Here is an 18052-nt window from a genome sequence, read left to right on the forward strand (position 1 = left end):
TGGTATTAACATATCTACCAGGACTTTTCCCTTATCATCCTAATGCAATAGCATGACATTGCATTAGAAAAGTACTGTTTTTTACCATTATCAAAAAAGGTTGCTAAAGTTCTGAATTATGAGATAATTGAAGTAGTCTATCTGCATCATTTGTGCATTCAATCTAAAGGAGGGCTTGCTATGAATAGTCGTTATCATTTTATATCGCTTATTATTGGAAACTTGTTTACACTAGGAGCTATTTTTATTTATGCTCTGCAAAGTCAAGTGGACGTGGCCCTCAGTACTTATGCCCTTGTGACGGGATTTTTAAGTACATTACTCATTATCTTTTTTTATTTATGGCGGGATGAAAATTTAATTTCAAATCGTTTTTCTAAATAAATCGCTGGGTGGAAAATATAGTTTCGAAGCTTATAATTAGAATTGTGATGAGTTATCAATTTTTTAACAAAGTGCATCCTGTAATTCGAACAAAACGATTTGGTAAAAATGCTCATTTCCTCCCCTTTCTACAGCAGTAGTAAAGGGATTTTTTTTCATAGAACGCTTCCTTTTTCGTGGTATTCCCCTCTGAATACGACTGATTGTTGTAGAAAAATAAATTTTTTTGTAGAAAATTTAAAAACAATGATTGAGTAGTAAATCAATTTTCTGTATAATCAGCTTGTTTGACAATACTTTTATGAACTTGGGGGTAGACAATTGGGTAAAGCATTGATTATCGGAGCTGGCGGAGTAGCCAGTGTTGTGGTACACAAGTGTGTTCAAAATTCGGACGTATTTGAGGAAATTTGTATCGCAAGTAGAACTGTTTCAAAATGTGACGCTCTAAAAGAAAAACTAGAAGGCGGAAAAACAAAGATCCAAACTGCACAGGTAGACGCAGACAATACAGAAGAGGTTATCGAGCTTATTAAAGCCTTTGGACCAGATGTTGTCATTAACGTAGCACTACCTTATCAGGACTTAACGATTATGGATGCTTGCTTAGCGACAGGTGTACACTATGTGGATACTGCAAACTACGAGCCACCTGAAACGGCAAAATTTGAATATAAATGGCAATGGGCTTACAAAGAGAAGTTCGAAAAAGCTGGCTTAACTGCATTACTTGGTAGTGGTTTTGATCCAGGCGTAACGGGCGTTTTCACGGCTCATGCTCAAAAACATGAATTTGATGAAATCCACTACATTGATATTGTGGATGCAAATGCTGGTGATCATGGTTATCATTTCGCAACAAACTTCAACCCAGAAATCAACATTCGTGAAATTACTGCGAATGGTCGTTACTGGAAAGAAGGCGAGTGGGTAGAAACTGCACCACTTGAGAAAAAAGAAGTATATAACTTACCAGAAATTGGACCAAAAGATATTTACCTGTTATACCATGAAGAGTTAGAATCTCTTGCTAAAAACATTAAAGGCTTAAAGCAAATCCGTTTCTGGATGACATTCTCAGAAAAATACTTAACACACTTAAAAGTATTAGAAAATGTTGGTATGACTTCTATCGAGCCTATCGAGTTTGAAGGGCAAATGATTCAACCAATCCACTTCCTTAAAGCAGTACTGCCTGATCCAGCATCACTTGGACCACGCACAAAAGGGAAAACAAATATCGGTTGTATCGTTCGCGGTCTAAAAGATGGCAAGGAAAAAACTTATTATGTGTACAACGTATGTGACCACGAAGAATGTTATAACGAAGTTGGTTCACAGGCGATTTCTTACACAACTGGTGTACCAGCAATGATTGGTGCGATGCTTGTGATGAACGGTGAATGGCGTAAACCAGGCGTTTGGAACGTCGAAGATTTCAATCCAGATCCATTCATGGATGCGCTAAATAAATGGGGTCTACCATGGCAAGAAAGCCATAATCCCGAATTACTTGACCTTGATTTAGATGCAAAGGAACTAAGCAAATGAAACCAATTGATTTTTCAAAAGTTCCATCCCCTTCTTACGTAGTGGATGAGCGATTATTAACAAAAAATCTAGAGCTTTTAAAATCGATTCAAGATCGTACAGGCTGCCGTATTTTACTTGCCTTAAAAGGATTTTCAATGCACTCAACATTCCCTTTAGTAGGTAAATATTTAGCCGGCATTACATCAAGCTCACTTCATGAAGCACGACTTGGCTATGAAAAAATGGGCAAGGAAGTACACGTTTATGCACCTGCTTATATGGAGCATGAGATGGACGAGCTTCTAGGCTATGTTGAGCACATCGTGTTTAACTCATTTAACCAATGGGCACAGTACAAGGATAAAGTAAAATCTGCTGGTAAAACAATTGAATGTGGTATTCGTATTAATCCTGAGTACTCTGAAATTGAAACAGCACTTTACGATCCTTGCTACACAAATTCTCGCCTAGGTACAACATTAGCCAACTTCGACAAGTCACAACTTGACGGTATTGATGGCCTACACTTCCATGCAATGTGTGAGCAAAATTCAGATACGTTAGAGCGTATTATACAAGTTGTCGAAGAAAAATTTGGTGATGTTTTGCATCAAATGAAATGGTTAAACTTTGGCGGTGGTCACCATATCACTCGTGAAGATTATGATGTGGAAAAGCTAGTGAATATCATTAATTATATTCAAGACAAGTATAACCTTCTCGTATATTTAGAGCCAGGTGAAGCTGTTGCACTAAATACTGGTTATTTAGTAGCAACTGTTCTTGATATTCAGAAAAACGGTATGGACTTAGCAATTTTAGACACATCGGCAACATGTCATATGCCAGACGTTCTAGAAATGCCATACCGCCCTATGATTATCGGTTCTGGTCAAGCAAATGAGCTAGCACACACATATCGTCTAGGCGGACTTACATGTCTTGCTGGTGATATTATTGGTGATTATTCATTTGAACAACCTTTAAAACCAGGAGATCGTCTTGTATTCACGGATATGGCACATTACTCAATGGTGAAAAACCATATGTTTAATGGGGTAAACCTTCCATCAATCGTTTCTTATAACGATGAAGAAGGCATTAAAGTTATTCGTGAATTTAAATTTGAAGACTATAGCGGTCGACTTTCCTAATAGAAAAAATCCTCTCCAACTTCAGCTGGAGAGGATTTTTTATTATGGCCGCATATTCATCCAACTATCGACATGATGAATGGCAAAACCATTAAAACTTGTTTTATTGGCATAATGACGATGAACCGTTGCTAATTGTTTATTCATAAAGGCTTCTCCATTATCATAAAAGGTAATTGTTTTCCCCTCGTTAGAAGCGCCTGTTTCTACACCAATCACAATTGATTTATTTACTTTTTGTGCATACTCTATTTCATTTTCAACTATTTTGATAATGTTTTTAGCTGCATCTCGATAGGCCATGATCGAAACACTATCCACTTGATCGATAACCCATTCAGCTAATATACCATTGCCATATTGATTGCTATAAGCGATCTCATCAAACCAAAATGGCATATCGACTTCCAAAGGTATTTGTAATTGATTGGCCCCCTCTTTCGCTCTAGTAAGGAGCGCTTGATAGGATTCTATTGTATTTACTTGGTTCGAGCTCCATCCACTATTTAGATAAGGCTCTACATCCAGGTGGACTCCAGAAAATTGCTCTGTTGTTAATGCACTCTCATTATATGTATGTAACCACTCAAACAGTTGATCCTGCATTTTATAGCCATCCTCTGATACCCAACTTGCAGCACCATCCAATGCATATACTTTTATACCTTTTGTTGTTGCTTTGTCAATAAAGCTTTTATAATTGTCATTTGCTATATCAGTATTAATCTGTAAATAGACTTTGTTAACATCTTTGCTTTCTAAAAATTGGAGTACGCCTGATTCATCTTCAACAATTTTTGTCGTATCCCATAACCAAGTTGCTCTATCTTGCATGGCCGTTGCCTCTACCTTTCCTATTGTTAAACCTAGCGTACTTACAATTGTTACTATAAAAGCAATGATTGCTTTTGATAGTGAACGACTTACCATATGTTACATCTCCATTCTATTTACCAAGGCTCATAGAACAGAACCTGGCAACCTGACAATCATGCACTATACTAATATAGTGTTTAGACTCATGGCTTTGCGTCCTTCCCTTTCAGTGAAGTTTGCCTTTTACAGTAGTTTTATTACTTTACATAATACGCAGTTAGAACGAAAATGTCTGTAGGTCCAATTAATAATTATCGGGAGTACTGTTCGATAAAATCGTATAAACACAGGTGATTTTTACTATAGAAGCAAAAAAAAAACGTAGAGTACTCAAGCCTCTACGTTTTCATTTTCAAGCAATTTGTGCAAATAATTAATAATTTCACGAATACCTTCTAATGAATTCACAAGTATTTTTGGATCTACGTATGTAATCATACGATTTTCCAGATTTGCCACAGCTGTAAAGTAGCGTGTTTTTGAATAATTGACAAGTCCCACTTGCTTTAATACAGACTCATCAAAATCAAGAATTTCACGAGCATCTGTCACAAGTAATCCATAATTCACAACATCCGTGTTCAATACGATAACACGTGCTGTTGCAGTATTTGAAGAACGGTTGTAAAGAATACGTTCAAAATCAAGCACAGGCACAAGCTCACCACGAATTCTTGTGAAGCCTAGTAGATAATTTGGTAAATGAGGAATAGGTGTTACATGCTCTAACTTTTCAATCGAAATCGCTTGCTCCACAGGTACTGCATATTCTTCTGTACCACAAGCAAAGACTACTGCCTTTACACTTTCCATGCGGTCACATCCTTCGACTCTGTTGTTATTTTTTTGCAGACTCTTTTACAATTTCGACAAGTAAATCTGCTAATTTTTCTAATTCTTCTACTGGTATTTTTTCATTTGTTGTATGAATATCTTCATAACCAACAGATAAATTTACTGTAGGGATACCGAAGCCAGCAATAACATTGGCATCAGATCCACCACCAGAAATACCAAGCTTTGGTGTACGTTCAATGCTATGTGCAGCCGCCATTGCCACTTGAACAACTTTATCCTTTTCTGTTACACGGAAGCCAGGATACATTAGTTTCACTTCAACTTCAGCTTTTGCCCCTAATGAAGCAGAAACTTGCTCAAACGTTTCCTGCATATGCTTAGTTTGTGCATCAAGCTTCGTTTTGTCGATAGAACGTGCTTCTGCTAGTATTGTCACTTCATCACATACAATATTTGTTGCCTGGCCACCTTCAAAGCGACCGATATTTGCTGTAGTTTCTTCATCTAAACGACCAAGCTTCATTTGTGCAATACATTTAGAAGCAACCGTAATCGCAGATATTCCTTTTTCTGGAGCAACACCAGCATGAGCTGTTTTCCCAATTATTTTAGCGAAGATTTTTGCTTGGAATGGTGCAGCTGTTACAATACCGCCTACTTTGCCATCACTGTCTACAGCAAAACCATATTTTGCTTTAATTTTAGATGGATCTAACTCTTTAGCTCCAACGAGTCCACTTTCTTCACCAGCTGTAATAATAAATTCAATATCTCCATGTTCAATATTTTGCTCTTTTAAGCGTTTAGCCATTTCAAATAAAGCAGCAAGGCCAGCTTTGTCATCAGCACCTAAAATTGTTGTACCATCGGATACGATATAGCCATCTTCACGAAGAGACGGTTTAATACCTTTACCTGGAACAACTGTATCCATATGAGAAGTAAAATAAATAGGTTCGACATCCAACGAACCTTTTAATGTTGCAAGTATATTCCCTGCTCCATGCCCGTTACGAGTATGTGCATCATCTTGTTCTACTGTAAAACCTAGCGCTGTTAATTTGTCGATTAAAATCGGCGCAATCACTTGTTCATGTTTTGTTTCTGAATCGATTTGTACGAGCTCAAAAAACTCTTCTACTAAACGACTTGTCATGTTGTAAGACTCCCTTAGTTTACGTGTTTTTCCACGTTATAGTATATATTTTATTTTAGCACAACGTCTGCAGAGTTGAAATAATTCGCTACGAAAATCACCAATCACTCCTTATTGCAAAATGAAGAAAAAACCTATGAAAGAAGGAGATTCTTTTCACAGGTTACTTCGATGCTTGGAAAATAGTTTCTTTCTCTTTTTGTAGAGACTGCAAATAATCCTCTGCCTTGTTATGTTTATCCTGCAGACGCCAAATCGTATTATGTACATCATCTTGTACACGAGAAACCTGTTCTCTTGCTGTTGATATTTTGGAATGGACGGACCAAGCTGAAAAAATGTCATCAAAGAAATAGTCCGCAAATTTTACAAATCCATCGGTCTCAACTGATAATGTTTTCGTAGACATATCATGTACATCCAGTAGTTCGTTATGAAAACGTTGCAAAGCTATTTGAGCATTATGAAGATAATTTTCGGACTTATCAAGTGCATCATGCTTTAAATGTGTAGCAATAAGTCCCCCACTAAAAAACGTATCCCATGTTGAGTATCCATTTGCGGAATGCAAGGACTCTGCTGCTTGTCCAAGCTTAGTCAGTGCTGCTTCACCAGCCTCTTCAGCTTCCTTTATTTCTACAATTAGTTGTTTCGTTAACATTTCTTCATGCGCTAATTGTTCTAGCCTTTTTGCCTGTTCAGGCTCATGTATTTGTAAGTAGCTTTTCTTTTTAGCATTTAATACGCTTAACGCCTCGTGCAACACTTGTTCATCAATTTGAGAAAGTTTAGTGTTTACTTGCCCTAAATCAGCTATCAAATCAGTTTCCATCTTCTTTGCTTCATTTATTTTTAATTCAAGCACGGCTGCCTTGTCGATTTCTTCTGCACGTAGCTCATCTTGTTGCCCTGTCCACGTACGAATCATATTCATAAAAGAAAAGCCTTCTAACTTATCGAGTTTCATACGAATTTGATTGAGTGCTGTAGAATGTTTATAAATTTCTTGTTGTGCATGCTCGATTTGCTTTTCAATTAAATCCCTTTGTTCACTTAACCTACTGACAGTTCTTAATTGTGCATGAATCATTTCCTGCTCTTTTTGTAATTGTTTCCATTCCATTCATCTCAACTCCTCTACATATATGTACGGTTGAAACGAGGATATGTTTCAATTATCTTTCTCATCAGCATTCCGTGTGATTGATTTCCGTTACGGCTGGGCGCTTTGCCGCTGACGCTTCGCTTTCGCGCAGATAAAACATTGTTGCTGACGCTTCGCTTTCGCACAGATAAAACATTGCCGCTGACGCTTCGCTTTCGCGCAGATAAAACATTGCCGCTGACGCTTCGCTTTCGCGCAGATAAAACATTGTTGCTGACGCTTCGCTTTCGCACAGAGCAAAGCTTAATGAGGGGCGTCCCTTGTGCCGCTTCACTCGCGTAATCCGCGGAAGCTTTAACTTCTCAAATTAGTTCAAGATTAAAAGAAAAGCCTAGTAATCGAATGACTACTAGACTTGTACAATTCTTATAGAGGAATGTTTCCGTGTTTTTTCTCTGGACGTGTTTCGTGTTTGTTTGATAGCATATCTAGCCCTTGAATTAACTTAATACGTGTATCACGTGGATCGATAACATCGTCTACCATACCGCGAGATGCTGCAACGTATGGATTCGCGAACTTTTCTTTATATTCTTCAATTTTCGCTGCACGTGTTGCTTCTGGATCTTCTGATTTGGCAATTTCACGCGCGAAGATGATGTTTGCCGCACCTGCCGCTCCCATAACCGCGATTTCTGCGTTAGGCCAAGCAAATACAAGGTCTGCTCCGATTGATTTAGAGTTAAGGGCAACGTATGCACCACCATATGCTTTACGCAGAATGACTGTAATTTTTGGTACAGTAGCTTCTGAGTATGCATAAAGGATTTTAGCTCCATGACGAATGATCCCACCATGCTCTTGTTTAACGCCTGGGAAGAAGCCAGAAACGTCTTCAAATGTAATGATTGGTATATTGTAAGCATCACAAGTACGAATGAAACGAGCAGCCTTGTCTGAAGAATCAATATCTAATCCACCAGCTAATACTTTAGGTTGGTTACATACAAGACCAACTGATTCACCAGCAATACGCGCAAAACCAACGACTACGTTTTTCGCAAATTCTGCATGAACTTCCATAAATGAGCCTTCATCCACTATTTGCTCGACAACTTTACGTACATCATAAGGACGAGTAGTTTCGATTGGTACAGTATCCACGATTTCTGGACGATAGTCATCACCCTCTGGTCGTGCCTGACGCGGTGCTTTTTCTTTATTATTTTGTGGTAAGTAGCTTAATAGTTTCTTAATTTCATTAATAGCTTCTTCTTCAGATGGTGCGCGGAAGTGTGCATTACCACTTACAGCGTTGTTTACTTTAGAACCACCTAAATCTTCAGCAGAGATTTTTTCACCTGTTACTGTTTCAATAACTTTAGGTCCTGTAATGAACATTTGAGATGTTTTATCAACCATTAGAATAAAGTCTGTTATTGCTGGAGAATATACCGCTCCACCAGCACATGGTCCCATGATAACGGAGATTTGCGGAATTACTCCAGAGTAGATTGCATTACGATAGAAAATATGGCCATAACCGTCAAGTGAAAGTACACCCTCTTGAATACGAGCACCGCCTGAATCATTTATACCGATGAATGGTGTACCATTTTTCGCAGCTAAGTCCATTACTGTTGCCATTTTTTTAGCATGCATTTCACCAAGCGCTCCACCAAATACTGTGAAATCTTGAGAGAATAAGTATACTGGACGTCCGTTGATTTTACCAAAACCTGTGACTACACCGTCACCAGGACCTTCCATTTTGTCCATACCGAAGTCTACTGTACGGTGTGTTATGAATGGGTTGATTTCAAAAAATGTATCTTCGTCAAGTAATAATTCAATACGCTCACGAGCTGTTAATTTCCCTTTTTCATGTTGCTTGTCGATGCGTTCATAGCCACCACCAAGTTCAATTACCGTCTTACGGTCATACAAGTCATTAATTTTGTCGAACATATCCATACTGATCACTTATCCCCTTTTCCACTTTTATCACATAATTCATATAACACACCGAAAGATGATTTCGGATGCATGAAAGCAACCTCAGCACCACCAGCACCTGGTCCTGGTTCATCGGATAATAGACGTACGCCTTTTTCGCGAAGCTCTGCCATACGCTCACGAATTCCTGTCACACCGAAAGCTACATGGTGAATACCTTCCCCACGTTTTTCGATGAATCCGTGGATAGCACTTTTTTCACTCATCGGTTCTAATAACTCAATTTTTACGTTACCCGCATCAATGAATGCAACACGAACCTGTTGAGATTCTACCTCTTCCACTTTCAGTAACTTTAAGCCTAAAGTTTCTGTATAATATGTAATGCGTTCATCAAGATCGCGGACTGCAATCCCAATATGATCTACTCTCTCCATGGTGACATCTCCTTCTGTTATGGTACATAATCTATTTTACAGACTTTTTCGTCAAAACTCTACTACTTGAGAAATTTTTCAGATTTGCTAAACTATTTATAAGAAAAGAAGGAGCGAACGAGCATATGAGTAATAAAAAATTTCAAAAAATCGTTATCTATACTATGATCGCGATTATGTTAATTTCATCTCTAGCATTTGGTTTATCAATGATAGTATAAAGAGAGGCGAGGCGTCTGCATTACTGCGGACGCTCTTTCTTTACATTTAAACCTTTAAAAGTCTGCTTAATTTCTAAATAGCGATCCATTTCCTCAATAAATTGATAGAGCGCCGCTTGTGCTAGAAATTGCTCATGGTTTTTCGGTAAAGGTAATTGGGCGAAATCTCGCTTTACCTGCTCTAGTTTTTCTCTAAAATGGCGAGCCGTATTTCCTGAATGAACGTGCTCACCGAGGTCTTGCAGAAAGTCGGCAACGATAATTGCCTCTTGTACTATAACAGGAAGTGCCGTTATTTTTGGAAGGACCCTGTCTATAATTTCTAGCTGTTTTTCACGCATATCAAAATAAACATAGTAGTCATTTTTCCGTCTCGTAAAATGATTTTCAACATCTTTAAATGCTAAGGATTTCGCATTATTTAATACTGTGATTGCTTCAATGATTTCCTGTCCATCCCACATTGTATCGCCTTCTCTTAAATAGTTGGCAATTTCTAAAAAAATCTTACTGTAAAGTTCCTCAATTTTAACTCGATAGTAATTTAATTCCTTTTGAATGTCTGGCATATACATATTTATAGCTATTCCCGTCCCATAGCCAATCGCCATTAAAGCAAATTCATTATAAACAAGTGCCAATGAAAAACTTTTAGCAGCATAAATATGCATAATAATAACCGCACTCGAAACAAAACCATCTGCTACCTTTAATGACACGATTGTTGGTATAAAAATGATAAGCATACCTGCTAATGTAAGCGGATGATAGGAAAATAGCTCAAAGCTCAAAAATGCATAAAGCATACCGATTATACTTGCGACGAATCGTGTATAAGCAGCATGAATGGATTTTTTCTTCGTTGGCTGTACACATAATATTGTTAGAATACCAGCAGATGCATAAGAAGCTAAATCAAAATATTGGGCAATGGCAATAGCGATTGCTGCACCAAATGCCGTTTTTAAAGTACGATAGCCGATTGAAAATTTCTTCAAGTCGACTGCCTCCTATCTTTCAGTATTCTACTTATTTTATTCATTTTAAGAAAACTATCAGCCAATCATTTAGCCAATATTACAAAAATTCCAATCGCACTATAATTACGTCTAAAGAATCAAAGCTATCCACGGGGAATGTGGTTAGGTAAGAAGTCTCCGCAGACGATTTATAGCCTGCGGAGCTTTCTACTAAAAAATAGCTTCTCTTTTAATTTAATGATTGAAATTAAAGTTCGTCGCAGTATTCTTCAAAGTTTGCTTGTAAATTTGTTACTACTGACATTGGGTCATGACCCTCAATTTCATAGCGTCCAACTTCTGCTACTACTTGTCCATCCTTTAATAACACAAATGACGGAGAGGATGGTAAGTGATCTTCACCGAAGTGATAACGAGCAGCTGCAGTTGCTTCTTTGTCTTGACCAGCAAATACCGTTACAAGATGGTCTGGACGTTTATCGTAATGTACGCATTGTGCTGCTGCTGGACGTGCAATACCCCCTGCACAGCCACATACTGAGTTTACCATGACTAATGTTGTACCTGGACGAGCAAACGCCTCTTCAACAGCTTCTGGTGTGCGAAGCTGCTCATAACCAGCACTCTCAATTTCTGCTCGTGCTGTTTTTAAAATTTCTTGCATAAATAAATCGTAATCCATATTCATATAGCGATTAGCTCCTTTCAAGTTGCGTCATCTTCATCAATTATGTCTCGGCATAATTGCGTCCGGAGGCTTAAACTTCTTTCAGCTGAAAGAAGTTTAACTCTAGCTTTAGATATTCGACGCTCATCATCTCCTATCATAGCAGTTAGTGACGAATTTGTGCACCTACTTGCTCATATAAAAGATGATATTATTTCTGTGATTGTTCATCGCTAAACAAACGATCCACACCTTGTGTTACTGTCAGCTGTCCATTTAAAATTTGACGTTCGAAAAGCTGCACTTGTGCTTTACGCTCCGGATTACCATAAAACGAATCAATTAACTGGTCAATAATCATCGATTGGAACCAATCTTTCGTCTGATTTTGGCGTCTGATTGACCAGTAATTATTTTCTTCAACAATTTGTCTGAATTCCCCTATTGTACTCCATACTTTGTCGAGGCCACGTTTTTCCCACGAACTTACCGGCATTGCTGTCGACATCCATCCTGGAGTTGCAGGCTGTAAAAAATGTAAGATTTGCTTGTACTCGGATACAGTTTTTTTCGCCAGACGAACATTATCGCCATCAGCCTTATGGACAACGATAGCATCAGCCAATTCCATAATGCCCTTTTTCATGCCTTGGAGCTCGTCTCCTGCACCTGTTAATACTAACAGTAAGAAGAAATCAACCATACCACGGACATACGTTTCACTTTGTCCAACACCGACTGTTTCTATTAAAATGACATCATAGCCTGCTGCCTCACAAACAAGCATTGTTTCACGTGTCTTTTTATGAACACCCCCAAGGGTACCAGCTGATGGAGAGGGACGAACAAAGGCATTAGGCTTTTTCACGAGCTCTTCCATTCGAGTTTTATCGCCTAAAATGCTTCCTCCTGATAAAGAGGAGCTTGGATCAATCGCAAGGACTGCCACTTTTTTTCCCATCTCACAAAGCATCGTTCCGAAAGCCTCAATAAACGAACTTTTTCCTGCACCAGGAACGCCAGTAATCCCAATACGGACACTGTTTCCTGTATGTGGTAGAAGCTCTTGTAGAAGTTCTTGTGCTTGCACTTTATGCGTTACGTTTGAACTTTCAATGAGTGTAATAGCTTTTGACAAGTGTGTACGAGAGCCTGCACGTACTTCTCGTGCAAGCTCCTGTATGTTTAAATTGTCTGCTTTTTTCTTTCGGAATTTTTTCGGTGTACCATATTGCATTCCGTCGTGAGTTGCCTCTACTCCGTCCATAACAAATAGCGCACTTTCTGGCATTCCTTTGTTTTTGTCCATTATTCAGACACTTCCTCATAACCTAGACGTTTGTAGATTTCTTCAATAATTTTTTGTGCCGATACAGGAATAACTGTACCAGGACCAAAGATTGCTACTGCACCTGCGTTATATAGGAACTCATAATCTTGTGCTGGAATAACTCCTCCAACAATGATGATGATATCTTCACGACCTAGTTTTTCTAGCTCTGCTACTAATTCAGGAACTAGTGTTTTATGACCGGCTGCTAATGAAGATACACCAATGACATGAACATCGTTTTCTACCGCCATTTGAGCTGCCTCAGCAGGTGTCATGAATAACGGAGAAATATCAACGTCGAAGCCTAAGTCCGCGTAACCCGTTGCCACAACCTTCGCACCACGGTCATGTCCATCTTGTCCCATTTTCGCTACTAAAATACGTGGACGACGGCCTTCATTTTCAAGGAACTCCTCAGTCATTTGTTTCACTTCAGAAATTTGCTCTTCATCTGAGAAATTTGCAGAGTATACGCCAGAGATCGAACGGATTACTGCTTTATGACGACCAGAAACAACTTCAATTGCATCGGAAATTTCACCTAATGAAGCACGAGCACGTGCTGCATCTACTGCTATTGCTAATAAGTTTTCTCCACCATCTTGTGCTGCTTTCGTTAATCGTGCTAGATGTTTTTGTACTTCTTCTTCATTTCGAGCTGCCTTCATTGCTTCTAGACGTTCGATTTGCTTTTGACGAACTAGCGTATTATCAATGTCTAGAATGTCGATAGGTTCTTCTTTTTCTAAACGATATTTGTTGACACCAACAATCGTTTCTGTTTTAGAGTCGATTTTCGCTTGACGTTTTGCTGCAGCTTCCTCGACTTTCATTTTTGGAAGACCTGTTTCAATCGCTTTCGCCATACCGCCAAGTTCTTCGATTTCTTCAATTAATGCCCATGCAGATTTTGTAATTTCATCTGTTAATTTTTCCACATAGTACGAACCACCCCATGGATCAATAACTTTTGTCATGGCTGTTTCTTCTTGTAAGAATAGCTGTGTATTACGTGCAATACGTGCAGAGAAATCCGTTGGTAGCGCAATCGCTTCATCAAGTGCATTGGTGTGAAGAGATTGCGTATGCCCCATTGATGACGCATTAGCTTCGATTAATGTACGTGTCACATTGTTAAATGGATCTTGCTCTGTTAAAGACCAGCCAGACGTTTGTGAGTGTGTACGAAGTGCTAATGTCTTAGGATTTTTCGGATTAAACGTTGACATCATTTGTGCCCAAATGCGACGAGCTGCACGCATTTTTGCCACTTCCATGTAATAGTTCATACCAATTGCCCAGAAGAATGATAGACGTGGCGCAAAGGCATCAATGTCGATTCCAGCTTTTAGCCCGGTACGAACATACTCCAGACCATCTGCTAATGTATAAGCCAGCTCGATGTCATTTGTTGCTCCTGCTTCTTGAATATGGTAACCAGAGATCGAAATTGAGTTAAATTTTGGCATATATTTCGCTGTAAACTCAAAAATATCCGCAATAATCTTCATAGACATTGCTGGTGGATAAATATATGTGTTACGAACCATATATTCTTTTAAAATATCGTTTTGAATCGTACCAGCTAACTTGTCTGGTGTAACTCCCTGTTCTTCAGCAGCAACGATATAGAATGCAAGAACTGGTAATACCGCTCCATTCATCGTCATAGAAACCGACATTTGATCTAAAGGAATTTGATCGAATAGGATTTTCATATCTTCTACAGAGTCAATCGCTACCCCAGCTTTACCAACATCCCCTGTTACACGTGGATGATCTGAGTCATAGCCGCGGTGGGTTGCTAAGTCAAAGGCAACGGAAAGACCTTTTTGACCCATTGCTAAGTTACGCTTGTAGAATGCATTTGATTCTTCAGCCGTTGAGAAACCAGCATATTGGCGAACAGTCCAAGGACGAGCTACATACATCGTAGGGTATGGACCACGTGTATTAGGCGCAATACCTGCAACATCATTTAAATGTTTTGCATCTTTAACATCTTCTTTTGAATATATATCTTTAATTTCAATACCTTCATTTGTCATGAATTTTTCATCTGATGCTTGAGGTGCTTCAGCTACTAAAACTTTTTCGATTTCAACTGCACTAAAATTTGGCTTGCTCATCGTTGGACCTCCTTCATGCTAGCGAACACTGAATTTAATTTTTCAATGATGTTCTGTCCTGCGAAAATAAAGCCGTTTAAGCCATTTGCTAACCAAGCTTCTTCTTCGTCTCTAAATTTACCTGCAACGTCAACAATTACGTTAGCTGGTTTACCTGCTAAAATTGCTGGTACTAACTCTTTTGCATCATCATCGTTACCAGCAATCACCACATACGTTGCTTCTGTTGCATTTAGCCAAGCTAATGCTTCTTCAGCTGTTGCTACTGGTTCACTTTTTTCTGGTACTAGACCTACAGTGTTTAAGAAACCTGACACAAAATCAGCACGTGGTTTTGAGCTTTTCAGTGTACCTAATGCTAAAATTCCTGTTTTTACATTTGCAGCTGTCATCTCCATACGTAATTGCTCGAAAGGTACAGCAACTCGTTTAACTTCTGCAAATTGAGGATTTGTTTCGCTTTCAAGCACATCAGCAGGGTTAGCATAAATATTTGTACCGATTAATGATTGCTTACGCGTTTGTGCCGACTTGATACGAGCTTGATAAGATTTTTCTAGTTCCTCCGTAAGCTTTCCTGATGCAATGAAAGCGTCAATGCCTCCAGCTGCTACTATTTCTATAAATAAAGCCCAAGCTTCTTTAACAAAATCTGCCGTTAATGACTCAATAAAGTATGAGCCACCAGCTGGGTCAGTAACTTTTAAAACGTTTGTTTCTTCTTTTAAAATTAATGATACATTTCTTGCAATACGAATAGATTGATCTGTTGGTTTCGTTAATGCATCGTGAGGGTGAACTGTAAAGACATCCGCACCACCAATTAAGCCAGAAAGCGCTTCATTTGCTGCACGTAATAAGTTTACATAAACATCCAGCTTAGAGAAGCTTCTTAAAGATGTTTCTGCAAGAGTAGGGATTTTTACGTTTTCTGTTACACCGTATGCCGATGAGAACGCTTTCCAAAGTACTTTAAAAGCACGGAGTTTAGCAATTTCTGTAAAGAATTGCGTATCAACCGCAAAGGATACATAAAATTTCTTAGCGAATGCTTCAAAGCTTTCTTCTTGATTTGCGTATTTTGCCGCTAATGCAAGTGCATATGCTAATTCCTGCACAGCGTTAGCGCCTTCATTGTGATAAACCGTTGTGTCCGCGCCGATCGAGCGCACGCTCGGGAAATCATTTAAAGTGATAGGGTTTTTTGATACGATGAAACCTTTTACAGTTTCTCGCTGATCAACTGTTATTTTTTCGAATACTGCTAATAATGGGTCATTTGAATTCTCAACCGAAATTTTAAACGAATATTCTGAGAAATAATTCGCTAATTGTGCCAATACTTCTTCAGTCCATTCAAAATTTACACGGCTATCAATTGTTACTACTTCATTGCCTCGAGCTAAACTGTCATCAAGCTTTGCAAAAAATGCTTCGCTTGTATCAGCATATATTTGTTGAGCCACTCGAAATGCTTGATTATTTTGTAGGGAACGGATTGTGGCAACTTGTTTATCAAGTTCTTCACCAAGTTTTGCTACTAAACTTTCTTGAGTGTAAAGTGGTTCTAATGTAAGACCTTCACTTGTTTTCGTTAAAAGAGACTCGAATGGTTTCCCTTTTAAAGCCTTGATTGCTGCATCTTGCCATTCTGAATAGGACGGCTTTTCAAATTCAATATTTTTCATGTTGTTTGACATGCGGACGCTTAATCAGCTTCCCCCCTTAGTAGTTTCTATTTTTTATTCTACATGACAAATTGCGACTGGAAAAGCAAAAAAAATTCGGAAACCGTTATACAACAGGTTTCCGACAAGTCATCAGTAGACTGACGTTGAAGATTTATTTGTATTTTCGAGTATTTCTTTTACTCTATTTAGGAATTTACCACAAACAAGTCCATCGAGAACTCGATGATCTAAAGATAAACATAAATTCACAATATCTCGTGCAGCGAACATGCCACCAGGTAAAACAACCGGTTTTTTTACAATACTTTCCACTTGAAGAATTGCTGCTTGTGGATAATTAATGATGCCCATCGACTGAACAGAGCCGAATGCACCCGTATTATTTACCGTAAATGTACCACCTTTTATATCATCCATCGTCAGTTTTCCAGCACGCACTTTCGCTGCAAGCTCATGAATTTCCTTGGCAATACCTTTAATGGATTTTTCATCAGCGTGTTTTATAACAGGAACAAATAATGCATCATCTGTCGCGACAGCAATGGAAATATTTATGTCATGCTTTTGAATAATTTTGTCCTCTGCCCACATAGAATTCATCATTGGGAATTCCTTTAGAGCTTGCGCGACAGCTTTTACAAAGAAAGCAAAATACGTAATATTAAAGCCTTCTCTTTGCTTAAACTCCGTCTTCATGCTATCGCGATATGCTACTAAATCAGTAACGTCTACTTCCATCATCATCCATGCATGCGGCACTTCATGAACACTTCGCACCATATTATTCGCAATGGCACGGCGCACCTTTGTTACTGGAATTTCAATATCACCTGCTTGAAGAGGCTGTGCCGGTGTGGCTGGTTTAGCATTCTCCAGTGAAGCAGGTACAGCAACTGGTGTAGGCTGTTCAACAGCTGTATGGACCGTAGTCAAAGTTTCAACTTGGGAAGTTGGTATATTTCCTGCTTCAATCAGTTTCATGAGGTCTTTTCTTGTAATACGACCTCCTTCACCTGTTCCTGTGACTTGATCAAGTGCAATATCATGCTCTTGTGCAAGTCGAAGAACCGCTGGTGAATAGCGAACTTTATCTTGTCGAACTGTTTTTTGCGCTACTACCGAAGCTGTTGTTGGTGGCTGAACCTCTTGCTTCTTTTGTACACCAGCATTTAAAATTGCTGTGCTTACTGCTGATTTTTTCGGTGAAGGCGGAGGAGGTAGCTCGCTGTCACCTGCTATTTCAACGCAACAAACGACTGCTCCAACAGGTAATGTTTGCCCTTCCTCTGCAAGTAGTTCTGTAATAACTCCTTCAAAAGAAGACGGAATTTCAGCATTTACTTTATCAGTTACAACTTCTGCTAGTGGATCATATTTTTTTACTGTATCACCTGGCTTTACAAGCCACTTTTCAATCGTACCCTCTGTTACGCTTTCGCCAAGCTGAGGCATTGTAATATTTTGAATCGCCATCATCTATTCCTCCCATCAATTATGCCTAGGCGTAATTGCACCTGACGCACCGCTATAGCATTGACAACGACACTGTTTCACTTACGCGTAGATAAACAATTGTGCAGATTATGACTTATCATAAATAGCTACTAGTTTCATCTCCTATCGCACTTGCTT

General features: G+C 38.8%; 17 protein-coding genes and 1 riboswitch. Of the genes, 4 read left to right on the plus strand and 13 right to left on the minus strand.

The features are described 5' to 3' along the window. The first annotated feature begins 180 nt into the window (after window positions 1–180). The 3 genes from BFJ97_RS11255 to nspC all read left to right on the plus strand — a co-directional run bounded on the left by BFJ97_RS11255 (window position 181) and on the right by nspC (window position 3071). A complete protein-coding gene (locus BFJ97_RS11255; protein WP_068984734.1) occupies window positions 181–384 on the plus strand; it encodes a hypothetical protein in 204 nt (67 codons plus the stop codon). A 321-nt stretch (window positions 385–705) separates the two neighbouring features. Continuing rightward, window positions 706–1935, plus strand: a complete 1230-nt coding sequence (locus tag BFJ97_RS11260; RefSeq protein WP_068984735.1) for a saccharopine dehydrogenase family protein — start codon at window positions 706–708, stop codon at window positions 1933–1935. Then, window positions 1932–3071: a carboxynorspermidine decarboxylase gene (gene nspC / locus BFJ97_RS11265; protein WP_068984736.1), complete on the plus strand. Its 1140-nt coding sequence runs from the start codon at window positions 1932–1934 to the stop codon at window positions 3069–3071. Before BFJ97_RS11260 ends, nspC begins: the two co-directional genes overlap by 4 nt. Before the next feature lie 42 nt (window positions 3072–3113). Here the strand turns inward: nspC and BFJ97_RS11270 are convergent, their stop codons facing one another. The 7 genes from BFJ97_RS11270 to mce form a co-directional block, all read right to left on the minus strand. Further along, window positions 3114–4001 (minus strand): amidase, encoded by an 888-nt coding sequence (locus BFJ97_RS11270; RefSeq protein WP_068984737.1) that lies wholly within the window; start codon window positions 3999–4001, stop codon window positions 3114–3116. A 43-nt stretch (window positions 4002–4044) separates the two neighbouring features. Continuing rightward, a riboswitch (cyclic di-GMP riboswitch) is annotated at window positions 4045–4138 on the minus strand. Between the two features lie 139 nt (window positions 4139–4277). Further along, on the minus strand, window positions 4278–4760 hold the full coding sequence (locus tag BFJ97_RS11275; protein ID WP_068984738.1) for a chemotaxis protein CheW: 483 nt from the start codon (window positions 4758–4760) through the stop codon (window positions 4278–4280). A gap of 25 nt (window positions 4761–4785) precedes the next feature. Then, window positions 4786–5901, minus strand: coding sequence for a M20/M25/M40 family metallo-hydrolase (locus tag BFJ97_RS11280; RefSeq protein WP_068984739.1), 1116 nt, complete (start codon window positions 5899–5901; stop codon window positions 4786–4788). 163 nt (window positions 5902–6064) lie between these two features. Further along, the gene (locus tag BFJ97_RS11285; protein WP_068984740.1) at window positions 6065–7024 is read right to left on the minus strand and encodes a hypothetical protein; all 960 of its coding nucleotides are present in this window, start codon (window positions 7022–7024) and stop codon (window positions 6065–6067) included. A 64-nt stretch (window positions 7025–7088) separates the two neighbouring features. After that, the gene (locus BFJ97_RS24145; protein ID WP_139114423.1) at window positions 7089–7340 is read right to left on the minus strand and encodes a hypothetical protein; all 252 of its coding nucleotides are present in this window, start codon (window positions 7338–7340) and stop codon (window positions 7089–7091) included. A gap of 92 nt (window positions 7341–7432) precedes the next feature. Beyond that, window positions 7433–8980 (minus strand): acyl-CoA carboxylase subunit beta, encoded by a 1548-nt coding sequence (locus BFJ97_RS11290; protein WP_068984741.1) that lies wholly within the window; start codon window positions 8978–8980, stop codon window positions 7433–7435. A gap of 5 nt (window positions 8981–8985) precedes the next feature. After that, the gene (gene mce, locus BFJ97_RS11295; RefSeq protein ID WP_068984742.1) at window positions 8986–9399 is read right to left on the minus strand and encodes a methylmalonyl-CoA epimerase; all 414 of its coding nucleotides are present in this window, start codon (window positions 9397–9399) and stop codon (window positions 8986–8988) included. Between the two features lie 125 nt (window positions 9400–9524). Here mce and prli42 point away from each other — a divergent pair, with 125 nt between their 5' ends. Then, the gene (gene prli42 / locus BFJ97_RS24700) at window positions 9525–9620 is read left to right on the plus strand and encodes a stressosome-associated protein Prli42 (protein WP_175401735.1); all 96 of its coding nucleotides are present in this window, start codon (window positions 9525–9527) and stop codon (window positions 9618–9620) included. A 20-nt stretch (window positions 9621–9640) separates the two neighbouring features. Here prli42 and BFJ97_RS11300 read toward each other — a convergent pair whose 3' ends face one another. From BFJ97_RS11300 to BFJ97_RS11325, 6 genes are all read right to left on the minus strand, one after another. Beyond that, window positions 9641–10618 (minus strand): aromatic acid exporter family protein, encoded by a 978-nt coding sequence (locus BFJ97_RS11300; protein WP_068984743.1) that lies wholly within the window; start codon window positions 10616–10618, stop codon window positions 9641–9643. Window positions 10619–10847: 229 nt separating this feature from the next. After that, window positions 10848–11288 carry a BrxA/BrxB family bacilliredoxin gene (locus BFJ97_RS11305; protein ID WP_068984744.1) on the minus strand — a complete coding sequence of 147 codons (441 nt, stop codon included), beginning with the start codon at window positions 11286–11288 and terminating at the stop codon, window positions 10848–10850. Between the two features lie 190 nt (window positions 11289–11478). Continuing rightward, window positions 11479–12576, minus strand: a complete 1098-nt coding sequence (gene meaB, locus BFJ97_RS11310) for a methylmalonyl Co-A mutase-associated GTPase MeaB (RefSeq protein WP_068984745.1) — start codon at window positions 12574–12576, stop codon at window positions 11479–11481. Then, window positions 12576–14729, minus strand: a complete 2154-nt coding sequence (gene scpA, locus BFJ97_RS11315) for a methylmalonyl-CoA mutase (protein WP_068984746.1) — start codon at window positions 14727–14729, stop codon at window positions 12576–12578. The genes meaB and scpA overlap by 1 nt, the downstream gene beginning before the upstream one ends. Further along, window positions 14726–16417: a methylmalonyl-CoA mutase family protein gene (locus BFJ97_RS11320; RefSeq protein WP_368072743.1), complete on the minus strand. Its 1692-nt coding sequence runs from the start codon at window positions 16415–16417 to the stop codon at window positions 14726–14728. Before BFJ97_RS11320 ends, scpA begins: the two co-directional genes overlap by 4 nt. A gap of 132 nt (window positions 16418–16549) precedes the next feature. Next, the gene (locus BFJ97_RS11325) at window positions 16550–17893 is read right to left on the minus strand and encodes a dihydrolipoamide acetyltransferase family protein (RefSeq protein ID WP_068984748.1); all 1344 of its coding nucleotides are present in this window, start codon (window positions 17891–17893) and stop codon (window positions 16550–16552) included. Between the last annotated feature and the right edge of the window lie 159 nt (window positions 17894–18052).

The organism is Lysinibacillus xylanilyticus, from assembly GCF_001708185.1.
In the GTDB taxonomy this organism is placed as follows: Bacteria; Bacillota; Bacilli; order Bacillales_A; family Planococcaceae; genus Lysinibacillus; species Lysinibacillus xylanilyticus_A.

Coding starts and splice junctions, on each gene's coding strand:
- mce (WP_068984742.1), bottom strand. CDS start 9,399: ATGGAGAGAGTAGATCATATTGGGATTGCAGTCCGCGATCTTGATGAA.
- BFJ97_RS11325 (WP_068984748.1), bottom strand. CDS start 17,893: ATGGCGATTCAAAATATTACAATGCCTCAGCTTGGCGAAAGCGTAACA.
- scpA (WP_068984746.1), bottom strand. CDS start 14,729: ATGAGCAAGCCAAATTTTAGTGCAGTTGAAATCGAAAAAGTTTTAGTA.
- BFJ97_RS11270 (WP_068984737.1), bottom strand. CDS start 4,001: ATGGTAAGTCGTTCACTATCAAAAGCAATCATTGCTTTTATAGTAACA.
- nspC (WP_068984736.1), top strand. CDS start 1,932: ATGAAACCAATTGATTTTTCAAAAGTTCCATCCCCTTCTTACGTAGTG.
- BFJ97_RS11285 (WP_068984740.1), bottom strand. CDS start 7,024: ATGGAATGGAAACAATTACAAAAAGAGCAGGAAATGATTCATGCACAA.
- BFJ97_RS11275 (WP_068984738.1), bottom strand. CDS start 4,760: ATGGAAAGTGTAAAGGCAGTAGTCTTTGCTTGTGGTACAGAAGAATAT.
- prli42 (WP_175401735.1), top strand. CDS start 9,525: ATGAGTAATAAAAAATTTCAAAAAATCGTTATCTATACTATGATCGCG.
- BFJ97_RS11255 (WP_068984734.1), top strand. CDS start 181: ATGAATAGTCGTTATCATTTTATATCGCTTATTATTGGAAACTTGTTT.
- BFJ97_RS11280 (WP_068984739.1), bottom strand. CDS start 5,901: ATGACAAGTCGTTTAGTAGAAGAGTTTTTTGAGCTCGTACAAATCGAT.
- BFJ97_RS11290 (WP_068984741.1), bottom strand. CDS start 8,980: ATGGATATGTTCGACAAAATTAATGACTTGTATGACCGTAAGACGGTA.
- BFJ97_RS11305 (WP_068984744.1), bottom strand. CDS start 11,288: ATGAATATGGATTACGATTTATTTATGCAAGAAATTTTAAAAACAGCA.
- BFJ97_RS11320 (WP_368072743.1), bottom strand. CDS start 16,417: ATGAAAAATATTGAATTTGAAAAGCCGTCCTATTCAGAATGGCAAGAT.
- meaB (WP_068984745.1), bottom strand. CDS start 12,576: ATGGACAAAAACAAAGGAATGCCAGAAAGTGCGCTATTTGTTATGGAC.